Raw genomic sequence first — 16,791 nt, forward strand, 5'->3', positions numbered from 1 at the left:
TTTCGGCGGCCGGGTTTTTCCAGGGCCCGGACTTAGGGCTCGTCACCAGACAGCGCCACCGTTAGCGCTGCCAGTCCGGCACCGGCGCCCTCCCTGATACCCGGTGCGCACCAGGTTCCCGTGAGGGCGATGCGCCGATTGTCGTGCAAGCCCCGAACGTGTGGGCAAATCCGCGCGCGATTTCTCGTGCGGTTTTCGGCAAGGGATTGAACGGACAGCGTTCTTTCTTTGAGCTTGCGTCTTCCTCCACGCATCCAATCCACATCTTGCGCCGCGCCGACGCGTCATCGTTCAGGCATGGATTCCCGGCACGCTCCGCTCGTTCCTCGCTCACGCGGTCGGGAATGACGGGCTGCATGGATCGCTCTTCGAAATCCACTGGCAGCTGTATGGATTGCCTTGCCCTTGCGAGGGACGAGGGTGTCGTTGGTTGCTGGCGAGCAGTGGCTTCGCGATGCACCGGAGTTGAGCTATCGTTCGCTGGCTTCGGGTTTGGGGGGAACATGCGGGCAAGCTGGCTTTTAGCGTCTATCCTGATTTGCTGGGCGTTCGCGGCACAGGCTGCGAGCAAAACCGACAAGGAACCTGTTGGCGACGATGTGACCAAGCTCATCAAGGAGTTCATCGAGCGCGACTTTTATAAACCGGTCGATTTTCCGTCGTTCGCCGGCAAGCATCCGACAAATGCGGATATCGACAAGGCTTTGGCCGATCTGCACGCATCTCATACGCACCGCTTCATGCCCGGAACCGTCGATTATTATGAGGTGGCGGGTATCTACGGGCCTTGGAAAAGTATCTACCAGTCGGTGTTCCCACCAGACGGCGAAGCCAAATACGACGGTATCGCGTTTAACACGGCCATCATTGACGGCAAGCGTTTCGTCACCGACGTGTATGATGGAGCAGCGGCACAGAAAGCTGGAATTCTCGTCGGCGACGAGCTTCTGGCTGTCGATGGCAAGCCTTTCGACGAGATCGGGTCATTTAAGGGTAAGGCGGGGAAAGTCGTGGCTGTCACGGTGAGGCGCGCCGCCAATGCGCAGCCCATGAATATACCGGTGACGGTCACTTCAATCCAACCCGTCAGGATGTATTTCGACGCTTTGAGAGCCAGCGGTCGGATCGTAGAAAATAGCGGCTATGAGATAGGCTATCTAAGGCTTTGGACACTTGCATCCCGGCAGACCAATGACGCTGTGGAAGCGATGCTGCGTGATGGGATTTTGAGCGGCGCTCAAGGTTTGATCCTTGATCTACGGGGGCGCTGGGGTGGGTTTTCGAGCGAACTTCCGACAATGCTACTGGAGGATTTTTCGGATATATCCATCACGATGCGAGATGGGCAAAGTTTCCCGTGGCAAACGGCGTGGCGCAAGCCAATTGTTGTCCTCGTCGACGAGGGAACACGCAGTAATAGCGAGGTGTTGGCCTGCGCAATCAAAAGGCGCGGCTTTACCCTCATTGGCAAGAAAACCGCAGGGGCTGTGTTGGGTGGACGCGCCTATTTGCTCCCGGACAATAGTCTTTTGATGTTGGCCGCCGGGACGGTCCGAGTTGACGACGAGGTTCTTGAGGGCAAAGGCGTGATGCCAGACGAGATTGTGGAGACGCTCGTTCCCTATGCGATGGGAGACGATCCGCAACTCCACGCCGCGATAGGGGAAATGACGAGACAGCTTTCCGGCGTCAGTCCTTGGCGCCGGTTCCTGCCCCCGGAGCGAAGACGCTGCGCGATGGAAACTAGCACGACATCGAACTGAACAAGCGCTACCTCGGCGCAATCACCTCGGTCGGCACCACCAGTCGCTGCATCGGCGGGGCGGCCATGTCGGCGATGCGGCGCATGACGGCGGTGGCGAGATCGCTGCCGGCGAGGCGGAAATCCTCGTGCACGACATGGATTTCCGGCCGCACCAATTGCAGCAGGTTGAAGGATTCCTTGGCGACGAGGTCAACGTCGCGGCCGAGCTTGAAGCCGGCCGCCTCGATGCCGGCGATCAGCGCGAAGGTCGGCCCGCCGGCGCCGCAGACGATGCCGTCCGGCCAGGCCGTGCGGCGCATCAATTTGATCGTGTGGCTGCGGATCTCGTCGATGGTGTTGTCGCTGGCGACCGCCGAGAACGGCGCCTCGCTTTGGCCGTGCTCGGCCATCTCGTCGATGAAGCCGTCGCGCATGTGACGGTGATAGTTGAGCGCGGGGGGCGGCGCCAACAGCGCCAGGCGCTTGCGGCCGAGTTCGGCCAGCCGCCGCACCGCCAGCCGCGCGAAGGCGTAATTGTCGAAGTCGTGATAGGGATGCTCGATGCCCATCGAGGTGCGGCCGTGGGCGGCGAAGGGGAAACCGCGCTCGGTCAGATAACGCACGCGCGGGTCCTGCGGCTCGGTGCGCGAGATGATGATGCCGTCGGCAGAACCGGTCTCCACCACGTAGCGGATCGGCTCCATCGGGTCGTTGTTGTGCGAATAGGGCGTGACGACCAGGTGGTAGGGCGTCGCCGCCAGCTGCTCGGAAATGCCGTAGATGAAATCGGATAGGAAGCCGCCGATCTGCTCTGAGGTGTTGAGCACGACCGAGATGACATTGGTCTTGCCGGTTCGCAGGCGCACGCCGGCGCGGTTCGGGCGGTAGCCGATCTGGCGGGCAACGAGCTGTACGCGCTTGCGCGTCTCGGCGCCGATCTCCGGTGCGTCCTTCAGTGCCCGCGACACGGTGGTGACGCCAAGGCCGGTCATGAAGGCGAGCGTCTTCAGCGTCGGCCGGCCGGCCTCCGTCTCGTCCTCGTCTCTATTGCGGCTCGATCTGTCCATGGCCCTGCCCGCAGCGCGCATATCAGCCGCCGATGACGACGACAATCGTCGAATGTGTCGCCTGGCCCTGCGCACCGTTGAAACACTAATATACTGAAACGTTACAGATATTCCAGATGGTGACTGGCCGACGGGGCGGTTTCCGGTTCGCAAGGGCCCTGGAATGGCGTCGTTTGCACCGCAATAACCGATATTGCGCCGCGAAATCGATTGAATGCTCCATAAATGTCGAATTTTGTCGATCTTCGAAAAATAGTCCGGCAGCGTCGACCGGCGGGTATTGCCATGGCGGCGCAATTGCCTTATCGAAAATCTGTAACGTTTCAGATTTTGGGAGGAATCGAAATGAGACAGATGATGACGGCGGCCGCGCTGGCCGCCGCAACCGCGCTCAGCTGCGCCGGAACTGCTTACGCGACGGATCTCGAAGTAACCCATTGGTGGACGTCGGGCGGCGAGGCCGCGGCCGTCGCCGAACTCGCCAAGGCATTCGACGCGACCGGCAACAAATGGGTGGACGGTGCGATCGCCGGCTCCGGCGGCACGGCGCGCCCGATCATGATTTCCCGCATCACCGGCGGCGACCCGATGGGCGCCACGCAGTTCAACCACGGCCGCCAGGCCGAGGAATTGATCCAGGCCGGGCTGATGCGCGACCTGACCGATGTCGCCACCAAGGAAAAGTGGACCGAAGTGGTGCGGCCGAAGAGCCTGCTCGATTCCTGCACGGTCGGCGGCAAGATCTATTGCGTGCCGGTCAACATCCACTCCTGGCAGTGGCTGTGGCTGTCCAACGAGGCCTTCGCCAAGGCCGGCGTGCCGGTGCCGAAGAACTGGGACGAATATGTCGCCGCCGCGCCCGCGCTGGAAAAGGCCGGCATCGTGCCGCTCGCCGTGGGCGGCCAGGCCTGGCAGGCGGCCGGAGCGTTCGACGTGCTGATGATGGCGGTGGGCGGCACCGACGCCTTCCTCAAGGTGAACAAGGACAAGGACGCCACCTTCGCGGCCGGGCCCGAGATCGCCAAGGTGTTCAAGGCGGCCGACGCCGCCCGCAAGATGGCCAAGAACACCAATGTGCAGGACTGGAACCAGGCGACCAACATGGTCATCACCGGCAAGGCCGGCGGCCAGATCATGGGCGACTGGGCGCAGGGCGAATTCCAGGTGGCCGGCAAGGTCGCCGGCAAGGACTACACCTGCCTTCCCGGGCTTGGCATGAACGCCACCATCGCCACCGCGGGCGATGCCTTCTACTTCCCGCTTTTGAAGGACGCCGACAAGGCCAAGGCGCAGGAAGTGCTGGCCGAGACGTTGCTCGACCCCAAGACGCAGGTCGCCTTCAACCTGAAGAAGGGTTCGCTGCCGGTGCGCGGCGACGTCGACCTCACGGCCGCCAACGACTGCATGAAGAAGGGGCTCGACATCCTCGCCAAGGGCAGCGTCATCCAGTGGACCGACCAGCTTTTGTCGCAGGACACGCAGAAGCAGAAGGAGGACCTGTTCTCCGAATTCTTCGCCAAGCAGGACCTGACCGTCGAGGAGGCGCAGAAGCGCTTCGCCGCCATCATCGCCAAGGCGGACTGATCCTGGTGCGCCCCATCCTCCCGGTTTCCGGTTCCGCCGCCATCGTGGCGGGGCCGGAACACCTAGAGGCTCGACAGACCCATGGCGGGTGACATCATGGCCAGCGCAACCAAGCGACCGAGCAGACTGTTCCGCAACCTCAGCGCCAAGATCGCCTCGGTGCCGATGGTGCTCACCGCACTGGTCATCTTCGTCGGCGGCACGGCGTGGACGGTGTTCTACTCCTTCACCAATTCCAAGCTGTTGCCGCGGCTGACCTTTGTCGGGCTCGACCAGTATGAGCGGCTGTGGGCGACACCGCGCTGGCTGGTGTCGATCGAGAACCTGGCGATCTACGGCGTGCTGTCGCTGATCTTCTCGCTGGTCATCGGCTTCGTGCTGGCGGCGCTGCTCGACCAGAAGATCCGCTTCGAGGACACGCTGCGCACCATCTTCCTCTATCCCTTCGCGCTGTCCTTCGTCGTCACCGGCGTGGTCTGGCAATGGCTGCTCAATCCGGATTTCGGCGTGCAGGCGGTGGTGCGCTCGCTCGGCTGGACAAGCTTCACCTTCGACCCGCTCTATAATTCCAGCATCGTCATCTACGGCGTCCTGATCGCCGCGCTGTGGCAAGGCACCGGCTTCGTCATGTGCCTGATGCTGGCCGGGCTGCGCGGCATCGACGAGGACATCTGGAAGGCGGCGCGGGTGGACGGCATCCCGGCCTGGAAGACCTATCTGTTCATCGTCCTGCCGATGATGCGGCCGGTGCTCATCACCACGCTGGTTATTATCGCGGCCGGCATCGTCAAGGTCTACGACCTCGTGGTGGCGCAGACCAGCGGCGGGCCGGGCATCGCTTCCGAGGTGCCGGCCAAATATGTCTATGACTACATGTTCTTCGCGCAGAATCTCGGCCAGGGCTTCGCCGCCTCGACGATGATGCTGCTGTCGGTCGCCATCGTCATCGTGCCTTGGGTCTATCTCGAATTCGGGCGGAGGCGCTGACCATGGCTGTGTCCGCCACTCTGCCGGCAGCCGAGGGTCCGCGCGGACCCAAACCCCGGCACGCCTTCTCGCGCCGCAACATCTTTCTCTACGGCACGCTGTTCGTGGTGGCCGCCTATTACCTTTTGCCGCTCTACGTGATGGTGGTGACGTCGCTGAAGGGCATGCCGGAAATCAGGCTCGGCAACATCTTCTCGCCACCGCTGGAGATCACCTTCGAGCCCTGGGCGAAGGCGTGGGCCAGCGCCTGCACCGGCCTCAACTGCGATGGGCTTTCGCGCGGTTTCTGGAATTCGGTGCGCATCACCGTGCCCTCGGTGATCCTGTCGATCGCCATCGCCTCGGTCAACGGCTACGCGCTCGCCAACTGGCGCTTCAAGGGCTCGGAGCTGTTCTTCACCATCCTGATCGTCGGCGCCTTCATCCCCTATCAGGTGATGCTCTACCCGATCGTCATCATCCTGCGCGAAATCGGCCTCTATGGCAGCCTGACCGGGCTGGTGCTGGTGCATTCCATCTTCGGCATGCCGATCCTGACGCTTCTCTTCCGCAACTATTTCGCTTCGTTGCCGGAGGAACTGTTCAAGGCCGCGCGCGTCGATGGCGCCGGCTTCTGGAGCATCTACCTGCGCATCATGTTGCCGATGTCGGTGCCGATCTTCGTCGTCGCCATGATCCTGCAGATCACCGGCATCTGGAACGATTTCCTGTTCGGCGTCGTCTACACGCGGCCCGACACCTATCCGATGACGGTGCAGCTCAACAACATCGTCAATTCGGTGCAGGGCGTGAAGGAATACAACGTCAACATGGCCGCCACGCTGCTCACCGGCCTGGTGCCGCTGATCGTCTATTTCGTCTCCGRCAAATTGTTCGTGCGCGGCATCGCGGCCGGCGCGGTGAAAGGCTGAGCATGGACGCAACCGCCAACACCAGCGTTTCCATCCAGGAGCTGTCGCTGAATTTCGGCACGGTTTCGGTGCTGCAATCGCTCAATCTCGACATCGCCGAGGGCGAGTTCATCGTGCTGCTCGGACCGTCGGGCTGCGGCAAGTCCACGCTGCTCAACTGCATCGCCGGCCTGCTCGACATTTCCGACGGCCGCATCTTCATCAAGGGCAAGAACGTCACCTGGGAGGAGCCGAAGGACCGCGGCATCGGCATGGTGTTCCAGTCCTATGCGCTCTACCCGCAGATGAGCGTGGAGAAGAACCTCTCCTTCGGGTTGAAGGTCGCCGGCACGCCGAAGGAAGAGATCGGCAAGCGCATCGCGCGGGCCGCCGAAATCCTGCAGATCGAGCCGCTTTTGCAACGCAAGCCGGCGGCATTGTCCGGCGGCCAGCGCCAGCGGGTGGCGATCGGCCGGGCGCTGGTGCGCGACGTCGACGTGTTCCTGTTCGACGAGCCGCTGTCGAACCTCGACGCCAAGCTGCGCTCGGAACTGCGCGTCGAGATCAAGCGCCTGCACCAGCGGCTGGCCAACACCATGATCTACGTCACCCACGACCAGATCGAGGCGATGACGCTGGCCGACCGCATCGCCGTCATGCGCGGCGGGGTGATCCAGCAGCTCGACGCGCCGCAGGCGATCTACAACCGCCCGGTCAACCGCTTCGTCGCCGGCTTCATCGGCTCGCCCGGCATGAATTTCGTCGACGGCAGGCTGGAGGACGGCGACGGCGGCTGGCGCTTCACCTCAGGCGATTTGACGGTGCCGCTCTCCACCTACGCCTTCGACCGCCAGCCGGTTGCCGGGCCGGCGGTGCTCGGCATCAGGCCGGAGCATATCGGCCTCAATTCCGGCTCGGGCTGGCCGTTTTCGGCCAAGGCCAATGTCGATGTCGTCGAGCCGATGGGTTCCGACACGCTGGTCTGGGGACGGCTCGGCGCGCAGAGCCTTTCCGTGCGCGTGCCCTCCGAGCGGGCGCCGCGGACCGGCGAACAGGTCGAGATCGGCTTCGATCCGTTGCGCGCCTCGCTGTTCGGCGAAGACGGCAACCGGCTCTGACCCTCGAGACCTCAAAAATCCACCCCGACAAGCAGACCCCCCAGCAGAATGGACAGGAAAATGGACTGGTCATTTCAACTCTACAGCGCCCGCAACTTCCAGCCCTGGGACAAGGTGCTGAAACTGCTCGGCAGCCTGGGCTACGCGCAGGTCGAAGGTTTTGGCGGGGTCTATGACGACCCCAAGGCCTTCCGCGCCGAGCTCGACAAGAACAAGCTTGCCATGCCGACCGGGCATTTTTCGATCGAGGCGCTGGAGCATGATTTCGAGGGCGTGCGCAAAACGGCCGACACGCTCGGCATCAAGCTGCTGATCTGCCCCTATCTGGTGGCGGAGGCGCGTCCGGCCGACACCGCCGGCTGGCGCGGTTTCGGCGAGCGGTTGGCCAAGGTCGGCGAGGCGGCCAAGAAGGCCGGCTACACCTTCGCCTGGCACAATCACGACTTCGAATTCAAGGCATTGCCGGACGGCTCGATCCCGCAGGAGCACATCCTCTCGGCGGCGCCCAATATCGGCTGGGAGATGGATGTCGCCTGGGTAGTGCGCGGCGGCGCCGACCCGCTGCCCTGGATCGAACGGCATGGCCGGCGCATCGCCGCCGTCCACGTCAAGGACATCGCCAAGCCCGGCCAGGGACTGGACGAGGATGGCTGGTCGGATGTCGGCCACGGCACCATCGACTGGTCGAAGCTGACCAAGGCGCTGAAGCAACGCAGTGCCGCCAAATATTTCATCATGGAACAGGACAACCCGAACGACATCGAGCGTTTCGCGCGCCGGTCGATCGAAGCGGCCAGGGCTTTCTAGGAGAACGACGATGGCAAAGAAACTGGGGATCGGCGTCATCGGCGCCGGCAACATTTCGGCGGCCTATTTCAGGCTGGCGCCGCTGTTTCGTGGCATCGAGATGCGGGCCTGCGCCGACATCAACATGGATGCCGCCAAGGCGCGGGCGAAGGAATTCAAGCTGCGCGCCGCGACGGTGGACGAATTGCTGAAGGCCGACGACATCGACATCGTCGTCAACCTGACCATTCCGGCCGTCCATTACGAGGTGTCCAGGCGGGTGCTCGATGCCGGCAAGCATGTCTATTCGGAAAAGCCGTTCGTGCTGTCGCTGCAGGAGGGGCTGGACCTGCGCAAGCGGGCGGCGAAGAAGGGCCTGCGCATCGGCTCGGCGCCGGACACCTTCCTTGGCGGCGCGCATCAGCTGGTGCGCAGCCTGATCGACGAGGGCAAGGTCGGCGAGATCACCGGCGGCACCTGCACGGTGATGAGCCACGGCATGGAGCACTGGCACCCGAATCCGGACTTCTTCTTCCAGCCGGGCGCCGGCCCGGTGCTCGACATCGGCCCTTATTACGTCACCAACCTGATCCAGCTGATCGGCCCGGTCAGGCGGGTCGCGGCGCTGGCCTCGATACCGGCCAAGCAGCGCACCATTTCGTCCAAGCCGCGCGCCGGCGAAAAGATACCGGTCAACACGCCGACCACCATCCACGGCCTTTTGGAATTCGCCAATGGCGCGGTGGTGACGCTGAACACCAGCTGGGACGTGTGGAGCCACGGCCACGCGCCGATGGAGCTTTATGGCGAAAGAGGCACGGTCTTCGTGCCGGACCCGAACTTCTTCGGCGGCGAGGTCGTCTACACCAAGGAAGACAAGCCGGTGAAGGGGCTGCCGAAATGGCCGCATCCCTTCGGCGTCGCCAATGAAAAGCACGGACATGGCATGATGGCCAATTATCGCACGGCGGGTCTGGCCGACATGGCGCTGGCGATAACCGAGGGCCGCCCGCATCGCTGCTCGATGGAACTGGCGCTGCATGCGGTGGATGTGATGACCAGCCTGCTGAAATCCGGCGAAACCGGCAAGTTCGTGACCATGCAGACGACCTGCGAGCGGCCGGCGGCGCTCGGCGTCAAGGAAGCCAAGGCGCTGCTGGCCAAGAAGTAGAATTCCTCGGGACGGCAGTTTGTCTGAGCCGCCGATTGAACTATAGCTGCGTCCTTCGGGGTTCGCCTCGAAGGACGCATTCGTTTGCGGAACATCCTATCCAAGGAACCATGATGCCATACGCTCCCGCCGCCGACCGCTATCAGTCGATGATCTACAACCGCTGCGGCCGTACCGGCCTGAAGCTGCCAGCGATTTCGCTGGGGCTCTGGCACAATTTCGGCGAAGACACGCCGCACCGGGTCAAGCGCGCCATCTGCCAGAAGGCGTTCGATCTCGGCATCACCCATTTCGACCTTGCCAACAATTACGGCCCGCCGCCCGGCTCGGCCGAGGTTGCCTTTGGCGAGATCCTGCGCGGCGATTTCGCCGGCTATCGCGACGAGCTCATCATCTCGACCAAGGCCGGTTACGAAATGTGGGACGGGCCCTATGGCGAGTGGGGCAGCCGCAAATATGTGCTGGCCAGCCTCGACCAGAGCCTGAAACGGATGGGGCTCGACTATGTCGACATCTTCTATTCGCACCGCTTCGACCCGGAGACGCCGCTGGAAGAGACGATGGGCGCGCTGGACCACGCCGTGCGTTCGGGCAAGGCGCTTTACGCCGGCATCTCGTCCTACAATTCGCAGCGCACCCGCGAGGCGGCCGACATCCTCAAGCGACTTGGCACGCCCTGCATCATCCACCAGCCCAGCTATTCGATGCTGAACCGCTGGGTGGAGGAAGACGGGCTGCTCGACGCGCTGGACGGGCTTGGCATCGGCTCGATTGTGTTCTCGCCGCTGGCGCAGGGCATGCTGACCGACAAATATCTCGGCGGCGTGCCCGAGGGCAGCCGCGCCACGCAGGGCAAGTCGCTGCGCCAGTCCTTCCTGGACGAGCCGACGCTGGCCAACATCCGCGGCCTCAACGCGATTGCGCAAAAGCGCGGCCAGACGCTGGCGCAGATGGCGCTGGCCTGGGTGCTGCGCGGCGGCCGCGTCACCTCCGCACTGATCGGCGCCAGCCGGCCGGAGCAGGTCGAGGATTGCGTCGGCGCGCTGAAGAACCTCGAATTCAGCGAAGCCGAGCTTGGCGAGATCGACCGCTTCGCGCGCGAGGCCAACATCAATCTGTGGGCGGCTTCGTCGGAACGGGCGGGCGCGGCCAGGAAGTGATGGGATAGCGGGGGGCGGCTTCTCTGCCCCGCACTTCCTCATGTTCAGAGCCGTCGCTCCCCTCGCCGAAAAACAGGCCGGTGGCAAAATCGGCGATTCATGCTTATTTCTGGGGCAGACGGCTGGCCGGTCCATACGGCACGCCGCCGGAAAGAGTATCGAGGGTGGGATGATGACGGCAAAAAGCGTGCTGACCAAGAACCAGCAGAGCGTGCTGGAAAAGCTGGAAGCGGCGAATGCGCCACTGAGCGCCTACACGCTGCTCGACCAGCTGCGCGAACGCGGTTTTCGCGCGCCGCTGCAGGTCTACCGCGCGCTCGATACGCTGATGAAGGAAGGCTACGTGCACCGGCTGGAAAGCCTGAACGCCTTCGTCGCCTGCGCCGACCCGCACGATCATGGCCATGCGCATGGCCACAGCCATGGCATGACCGCTTTCGCCATCTGCGACAGCTGCGGCCAGGTCACCGAATTCTGCGACGAGAAGATCGGCGAAAAGCTGAGCGACTGGGTTGGTTCGTCCGGCTTCGTCGCCAAGAAGGCGGTGATCGAGTTCCGCGGCACCTGCGCCAAATGCCGGACCGACGCGGCGGCGTAGTCCCTTCGATCGCAGCGACCATTCTCCCGGCTGGTCAGTCGACGCCGGCATGCTCCAGATATTGCGGCAAATCGTCGGTGATGGTGAACCAGGGCGCCTTCGAACCGACGAAGATGTGATGGTCCGGGCGGATCGACGGCGCGTCGATCAGCGTGCCCATCGCGACATGAGCATAGGCGTTGTCGTGCACCACCGAATAGAGCAGCGAACCGCATTGCGCACAGTGGCGGTCATGGGCGGCGTTTCTGTCGCCGAAGATCAGGAGCTTGTCCTCGCCCCTGGTCAGGCGCAGCTTGTCGACCTCGATGCCTGCGAAGGGCTTGAAGGCGGCGCCCGTCGCGCGCCGGCAGCCCGAGCAGTGGCAGTTGGCGGCGTAGCCGAACGCGTCCTCGACCTCGTAACCGACGGCTCCGCAGAAGCAGCCGCCGGCAAGCAGTCGGGCTTTTCCTTCCGACCGGTCCATCGCGCCGGCCTTAGTGCGCCTCGTCCCAGTTGTTGGCGGCGCGGGCGTCGACCTGCAGCGGCACCGACAGCGAGACGGCCGGCATGGCGGCGTTTTCCATGATGTCGCGCACGACCGGGATGGTCGCCGCGACTTCCGCCTCGACGGTTTCGAAGATCAGTTCGTCATGCACCTGCAAGAGCATGCGGGCTGACAATTTCGCCTTGGCCAGCGCATCGTCCATGCGCACCATGGCGCGGCGGATGATGTCGGCTGCGGTGCCCTGCAGACGCGCATTGATCGAGGCGCGCTCGTTGAAGGCGCGCACCGAAGGATTGGACGAGCGGATTTCGGGATAGTGGATGCGGCGGCCGAACACCGTCTCCACATAACCGTGCTCGCGCGCATATTCCTTGGTGGTGTCGATATAGTCGCGGATGCCGGGGAAGCGCTCGAAATATTTCTTGATGTAGGCGCCGGCCTCCTCGCGCGGGATCGACAGTTGGTTAGCCAGCCCAAAGGCCGAGATGCCGTAGATGATGCCGAAATTGATGGCCTTGGCGCGGCGGCGCACTTCGGACGGCATGCCTTCCACCGGCACGTTGAACATTTCCGACGCGGTGACGGCATGGATGTCGACGCCGTCGGCGAAGGCCTGCTTCAGCTGCGGGATCTCGGCAACATGGGCAAGCACGCGCAGCTCGATCTGGCTGTAGTCGGCCGAGATCAGCTTGTTGCCCTTGTCGGCGATGAAGGCGGTGCGGATCTTGCGGCCCTCGGCGGTGCGCACCGGAATGTTCTGCAGGTTCGGATCGGACGACGACAGGCGCCCCGTCGACGTCGCGGCGAGCGCATAGGAGGTGTGGACGCGCTTGGTGTCGGGGTTGATGAAGCCGGGCAGGGCGTCGGTATAGGTCGACTTCAGCTTGGTGAGCTGGCGCCAGTCGACGATCTTGCGCGGCAGTTCGTGGCCTTCGGCGGCGAGGTCTTCGAGCACCTGCGCCGAGGTCGACCACTGGCCGGTCTTGGTCTTGGTGCCGCCGGGCAAGCCCATGCGGCCGAACAGGATGTCGCCGAGCTGCTTGGGCGAGCCAATGTTAAAGCGCTCGCCGGCGAGCACATTGATCTCGTCCTCCAGCCGCGCGGCGCCCTGCGCCAGCTCGCCGGACAGGCGCGACAGGATCTGGCGGTCGACCGAGATGCCGCGCTGTTCCATCTTGGCCAGCACCGGCACCAGCGGCCGCTCCAGCCGTTCATAGACCGACACCATGCCTTTGGCGGCGAGGCGCGGCTTCAGCACCTCCCAGAGCCGGAAGGTGACGTCGGCGTCCTCGGCGGCGTAGGCGGTCGCCCGGTCGATGTCGACCTGGTCGAAGCCGACGAAATTCTTGCCGGAGCCGGCGACATCCTTGAAGTGGATCGTCTTGTGGCCGAGCCACTTCTCCGACAGCGCGTCCATGCCGTGGCCTCCGGAGGTGCCGGCGTCGAGCACGTAGGAAATCAGCATGGTGTCGTCATAGGGCGCGACGTCGATGCCGTGCCGGTTCATGATGACGAGGTCGTATTTCAGGTTCTGCGCGATCTTGAGGACCGAGCGGTCCTCCAGTAGCGGTTTCAGCGCGGCCAGCGCGTCGCGGATCGGGATCTGGTTCTCGACCAGTCCGCCGCCGAGCAGGTCGTCGCGTCCGCTCTTGTGGTTGAGTGGCACATAGGCGGCACGGCCGGCGCGGGTGGCGAGCGAGAAGCCGACCAGCTCGGCCTGCATCGGGTCGAGCGAGGTGGTCTCGGTGTCGAAGGCGACAACGCCTGCTTCCGTGGCTTCCGCCACCCAGGCCTTGAGCGTGGCGACGTCGCGGATCGCGGTGTAGGCGGTGGTGTCGATCTTTGCGGCGACGGCGGCCTCGGCGCGCTGGGCCGAAAGTTGCGAGGGCGTGTCCTGCCCCTCACCCTTACCCTCTCCCCGTAAGGACGGGGAGAGGGGGGCGCCAGCGCTGGTGCTTCCCCCTTCTCCCCGTTCTTTACGGGGAGAAGGTCCGGCAGGGGATGAGGGGCCGCCCGCCGAGCCGACATCCGGGCCATGCACGTCGGGACCGAGTTCGACGGCAACAGTTGCCGCCTCGATCTCGCCGGCCTCGGTGCCGGTCGCTTCGGCGACGCGGCGGGTCAGCGTTGAAAATTCCATGGCCTTGAGGAAGGCGATGAGTTTCGGTCCGTCCGGCTCCTGCAGCACGAATGCGTCGAGGCCCTCGGTCACCGGCACGTCGATCTTCAGCGTGACGAGATCGCGCGAAATGCGCGCCTTGTCGGCATTGTCGATGATCGACTGGCGGCGCTTGTCCTGCTTGATCTCGCCGGCGCGGGCGAGCAGCGTATCGAGGTCGCCGAACTGTTCCAGAAGCTGCGCGGCTGTCTTCGGGCCGATGCCGGGCACGCCCGGCACGTTGTCGACCGAGTCGCCGGTCAGCGCCTGCAGGTCGATCATCTTTTCCGGCGGCACGCCCCATTTCTCGATCACTTCGGGAATGCCGATCTGGCGGTCCTTCATCGGGTCGTACATGCCGACGGCGGGACCGACGAGCTGCATCAGGTCCTTGTCGGACGAGACGATGGTGGCGTCGCCGCCGGCCTCGCGGGCGAGGCGGGCATAGGTGGCGATGAGGTCGTCGGCCTCGAAGCCTTCCATCTCGATGCAGGGCAGGTTGAAGGCGCGCGTCGCCTGGCGGATCAGCCCGAACTGCGGGATCAGATCTTCCGGCGGCGCCGAGCGGTTGGCCTTGTATTCAGGATAGAGCTCGTTGCGGAAGGTCTTGGACGAATAGTCGAAAATGACGGCGAAATGGGTCGGCACGATGCCGACGTCGGTGTTGCGCGCATCCAGCATCAGCTTCCACAACATGTTGCAGAAACCGGACACGGCGCCCACCGGCAGGCCGTCGGATTTGCGGGTCAGCGGCGGCAGCGCGTGATAGGCGCGGAAGATGTAGCCGGAGCCGTCGACAAGGAAGAGATGATCGCCTTTTTTCATGGCCGATACGGGTAGCCCGGCAATGGGCGGCTGTCCATGGTTTAGGCCACCGTGCCGCCGTCTCCTGACAAGTCGTTGGCCCGTGTCGGGTTGCAGGCGCCTAGAGAGGCGCAAATCGCTTGGAGATGGTCTCGGGTCCGTCGCGATAGTCGGTGAAGCCGATCCCCTGGTAGAATGCCTGGCCGCCGGTATTTTCCTTGCGGATGGTCGCATCGATGAAGCTGACGCCGGCCATCTTCGCGGCCTCCGACGTGTGGGCGAACAATGCCCGTCCAGCGCCTCTCTTGTGGGCATGAGGATCCACGAAGGTCGCGACAATCCCCCAGTCGGCCGGCAACCGGTCGCCCGGCCAATCGGGGTCGGACCATTCGAGCGACTGGAACCCTAGCAACTGCGACCCTTCGAGCGCCACGAAGCAGCTGATTCCGAGCTGTGGCGAGATGAAGTAATCGACGATGCGCTGCTCGTCGAAATGCCCACGGTGCGCCGTTGTCCCACCGATTTCGACGATTTCGTTCAGGATTCGCGCCATCGCGCCCGCGTCTTGCGGCAGGGCGGCTCGGACATGCAGGGGCATGGATCGGTCATTCCATCTTGATTTGCCGGCCATTTTGATTTGCCGGCCATAGTGATTGCTGGATTGTCGGAAGTTAGGTGCCCCACGCCCCTTCTGCAAAGGGTGGGATGCTCACAACTGACATTGGTCGGCGGATGGTGAAGGTCGATCGCCGCTGGCGGATCATGTCGAAGATATTCTCGAGGTTCTCAACAAGGATCCGGCGACGACCTTCGTGATTATCGACGAGGTCATAAACGAGGTCGAAACGAGGTATTGGGGGCATCGGCGGCCTGCCCGTCGAACAACACCGACAAAAGATTGCCGGCAATCCACCAAAGGGTTGAGACCCTGTTCCAGACCTAGCCGTGCGGCCGTTGCCGGCACAACAACGGCGGACCTGGCACCGGCCCGAAAGGCCGATCACCACCCCTCACGGGCATGTTACAAAAGTGTAATGTTGGCGCCCTTGAATCGCCATGTTCGCGACCACAAATATGACCCATCGGCAGTTTTCGCCGAAGTCCGGAACAAGGCCCGTCCCCCGCCTATGCCGGACACCTGCGGCAGCCTTTCCCCCTCTCCGGGCTGCCGCATTGTTTCGAGTAGCGCCGCCGTGGTTCCCCCTCCACCACGGCGGCACTTTTTTGGGAGCAGGATCATCCCCGACACAGCCCAGAAAACCGCGACCGGGAAAACCCCGAAGGCCGCAAAACGGCGCGCCCTGCTGCTCGTCAACGCCAAGGCGCGGCGCGGAGACATGCCGCTCGACGGTATTCTCGACCGCTTGCGGGCCGGTGGGCTGGACGTGACGGTGGAGCCGTTCTCGGCACTGCCTGAACTTGCCCGCGACATCACCCGGCTGCGCGAACAGGCCGACTGCATCATCATCTGCGGCGGCGACGGCACCGTCTCGTCCGGCGCCATGGCGGTGATGGAAAGCGGCCTGCCGATGGGCATACTGCCGATGGGCACCGCCAACGACCTTGCCCGCACGCTCGGCCTGCCGATGGACATCATGCAGGCGACGGACGTCATCGTGAAAGGCTACCAGCGCCGCATCGACCTCGGCTCGGTCAACGGCCATGCCTTCTTCAACGTCGCTAGCATCGGGCTCTCCACGCAGCTCGCGCAAGGGCTGCGGCCTGAATTGAAGAAGCGTTGGGGACGGCTCGGCTACGCCATTGCCGCGGCGCGCGTGCTCTACAAGGCGCGGCCCTTCACCGCCTGGATCCGCGAGAAGGGCGAGATGGTCAAGGTGAAGACCTTCCAGATCGCCGTCGGCAACGGCCGCCATTATGGCGGCGGCAATGTCGTGGAGGCGAGTGCCGCCATCGACGACGGCTTCCTCGATCTCTACAGCCTGGAAATGCGCAATGTGTGGAAGCTGGCGCTGTTGCTGCGCTCGTTCCGCTCGGGCACGCATGGCGCCTGGAACGAGGTGCGGACGGCGCGCTGCGTGCAGTTCGATGTCACCACCCGTACGCCGCAGCCGGTGAACACCGACGGCGAGATCGTGACGTCGACGCCGGCCTCCTTCCTCGTGCATCCGGAAGCGATCGCGGTCTATGCGCCGGAAGGCACCGACGACTGACAGACTGCCTTGAAATCGATGATGCCGGGCTGCAAATGGCAAGCCGCTGCGCTCCGATGCTCACGTACT

General features: G+C 63.9%; 14 protein-coding genes. 10 read left to right on the forward strand and 4 right to left on the reverse strand.

The window, feature by feature from the left end; translation table 11 throughout:
• Nucleotides 1-503 precede the first annotated feature (503 nt).
• Nucleotides 504-1,763, forward strand: coding sequence for a S41 family peptidase (locus AB4136_RS32100; RefSeq protein ID WP_051515447.1), 1,260 nt, complete (start codon nucleotides 504-506; stop codon nucleotides 1,761-1,763).
• Between the two features lie 7 nt (nucleotides 1,764-1,770).
• Here AB4136_RS32100 and AB4136_RS32105 read toward each other — a convergent pair whose 3' ends face one another.
• On the reverse strand, nucleotides 1,771-2,811 hold the full coding sequence (locus AB4136_RS32105; RefSeq protein WP_024926730.1) for a LacI family transcriptional regulator: 1,041 nt from the start codon (nucleotides 2,809-2,811) through the stop codon (nucleotides 1,771-1,773).
• Nucleotides 2,812-3,156: 345 nt separating this feature from the next.
• Here AB4136_RS32105 and AB4136_RS32110 point away from each other — a divergent pair, with 345 nt between their 5' ends.
• From AB4136_RS32110 to AB4136_RS32145, 8 genes are all read left to right on the forward strand, one after another.
• A complete protein-coding gene (locus AB4136_RS32110; protein ID WP_024926731.1) occupies nucleotides 3,157-4,395 on the forward strand; it encodes an ABC transporter substrate-binding protein in 1,239 nt (412 codons plus the stop codon).
• A 96-nt stretch (nucleotides 4,396-4,491) separates the two neighbouring features.
• Nucleotides 4,492-5,382, forward strand: coding sequence for a carbohydrate ABC transporter permease (locus AB4136_RS32115; RefSeq protein ID WP_024926732.1), 891 nt, complete (start codon nucleotides 4,492-4,494; stop codon nucleotides 5,380-5,382).
• A 2-nt stretch (nucleotides 5,383-5,384) separates the two neighbouring features.
• Nucleotides 5,385-6,293: a carbohydrate ABC transporter permease gene (locus AB4136_RS32120; protein WP_441932244.1), complete on the forward strand. Its 909-nt coding sequence runs from the start codon at nucleotides 5,385-5,387 to the stop codon at nucleotides 6,291-6,293.
• Nucleotides 6,294-6,295: 2 nt separating this feature from the next.
• Nucleotides 6,296-7,390, forward strand: coding sequence for an ABC transporter ATP-binding protein (locus AB4136_RS32125; protein ID WP_024926734.1), 1,095 nt, complete (start codon nucleotides 6,296-6,298; stop codon nucleotides 7,388-7,390).
• 60 nt (nucleotides 7,391-7,450) lie between these two features.
• Nucleotides 7,451-8,197: a sugar phosphate isomerase/epimerase family protein gene (locus tag AB4136_RS32130; protein ID WP_024926735.1), complete on the forward strand. Its 747-nt coding sequence runs from the start codon at nucleotides 7,451-7,453 to the stop codon at nucleotides 8,195-8,197.
• A gap of 10 nt (nucleotides 8,198-8,207) precedes the next feature.
• Entirely contained in the window at nucleotides 8,208-9,347 is a 1,140-nt protein-coding gene (locus AB4136_RS32135; protein WP_024926736.1) for a Gfo/Idh/MocA family protein, read from the forward strand.
• Between the two features lie 113 nt (nucleotides 9,348-9,460).
• Nucleotides 9,461-10,507, forward strand: coding sequence for an L-glyceraldehyde 3-phosphate reductase (gene mgrA, locus AB4136_RS32140; RefSeq protein ID WP_024926737.1), 1,047 nt, complete (start codon nucleotides 9,461-9,463; stop codon nucleotides 10,505-10,507).
• A gap of 172 nt (nucleotides 10,508-10,679) precedes the next feature.
• The gene (locus tag AB4136_RS32145; RefSeq protein ID WP_024926738.1) at nucleotides 10,680-11,105 is read left to right on the forward strand and encodes a Fur family transcriptional regulator; all 426 of its coding nucleotides are present in this window, start codon (nucleotides 10,680-10,682) and stop codon (nucleotides 11,103-11,105) included.
• 34 nt (nucleotides 11,106-11,139) lie between these two features.
• On the opposite strand, the gene AB4136_RS32150 is transcribed toward AB4136_RS32145, so the two are convergent.
• Genes AB4136_RS32150 through AB4136_RS32160 form a run of 3 tightly spaced genes read right to left on the reverse strand, consistent with a single transcriptional unit; the run spans nucleotide 11,140 to nucleotide 15,149 of the window.
• Nucleotides 11,140-11,568 carry a GFA family protein gene (locus AB4136_RS32150; protein WP_024926739.1) on the reverse strand — a complete coding sequence of 143 codons (429 nt, stop codon included), beginning with the start codon at nucleotides 11,566-11,568 and terminating at the stop codon, nucleotides 11,140-11,142.
• 10 nt (nucleotides 11,569-11,578) lie between these two features.
• Nucleotides 11,579-14,785 (reverse strand): DNA polymerase I, encoded by a 3,207-nt coding sequence (gene polA, locus AB4136_RS32155; protein WP_395408820.1) that lies wholly within the window; start codon nucleotides 14,783-14,785, stop codon nucleotides 11,579-11,581.
• Nucleotides 14,673-15,149: a GNAT family N-acetyltransferase gene (locus AB4136_RS32160; protein WP_036253606.1), complete on the reverse strand. Its 477-nt coding sequence runs from the start codon at nucleotides 15,147-15,149 to the stop codon at nucleotides 14,673-14,675. The genes polA and AB4136_RS32160 overlap by 113 nt, the downstream gene beginning before the upstream one ends.
• A gap of 640 nt (nucleotides 15,150-15,789) precedes the next feature.
• On the opposite strand from AB4136_RS32160, the gene AB4136_RS32165 reads away from it, so the two are divergent.
• Nucleotides 15,790-16,722, forward strand: a complete 933-nt coding sequence (locus tag AB4136_RS32165) for a lipid kinase (RefSeq protein ID WP_275040868.1) — start codon at nucleotides 15,790-15,792, stop codon at nucleotides 16,720-16,722.
• Nucleotides 16,723-16,791 lie beyond the last annotated feature (69 nt).

Origin of the sequence: Mesorhizobium sp. 2RAF21 (assembly GCF_052115345.1) — a bacterium.
Taxonomy (GTDB): Bacteria; Pseudomonadota; Alphaproteobacteria; order Rhizobiales; family Rhizobiaceae; genus Mesorhizobium; species Mesorhizobium terrae.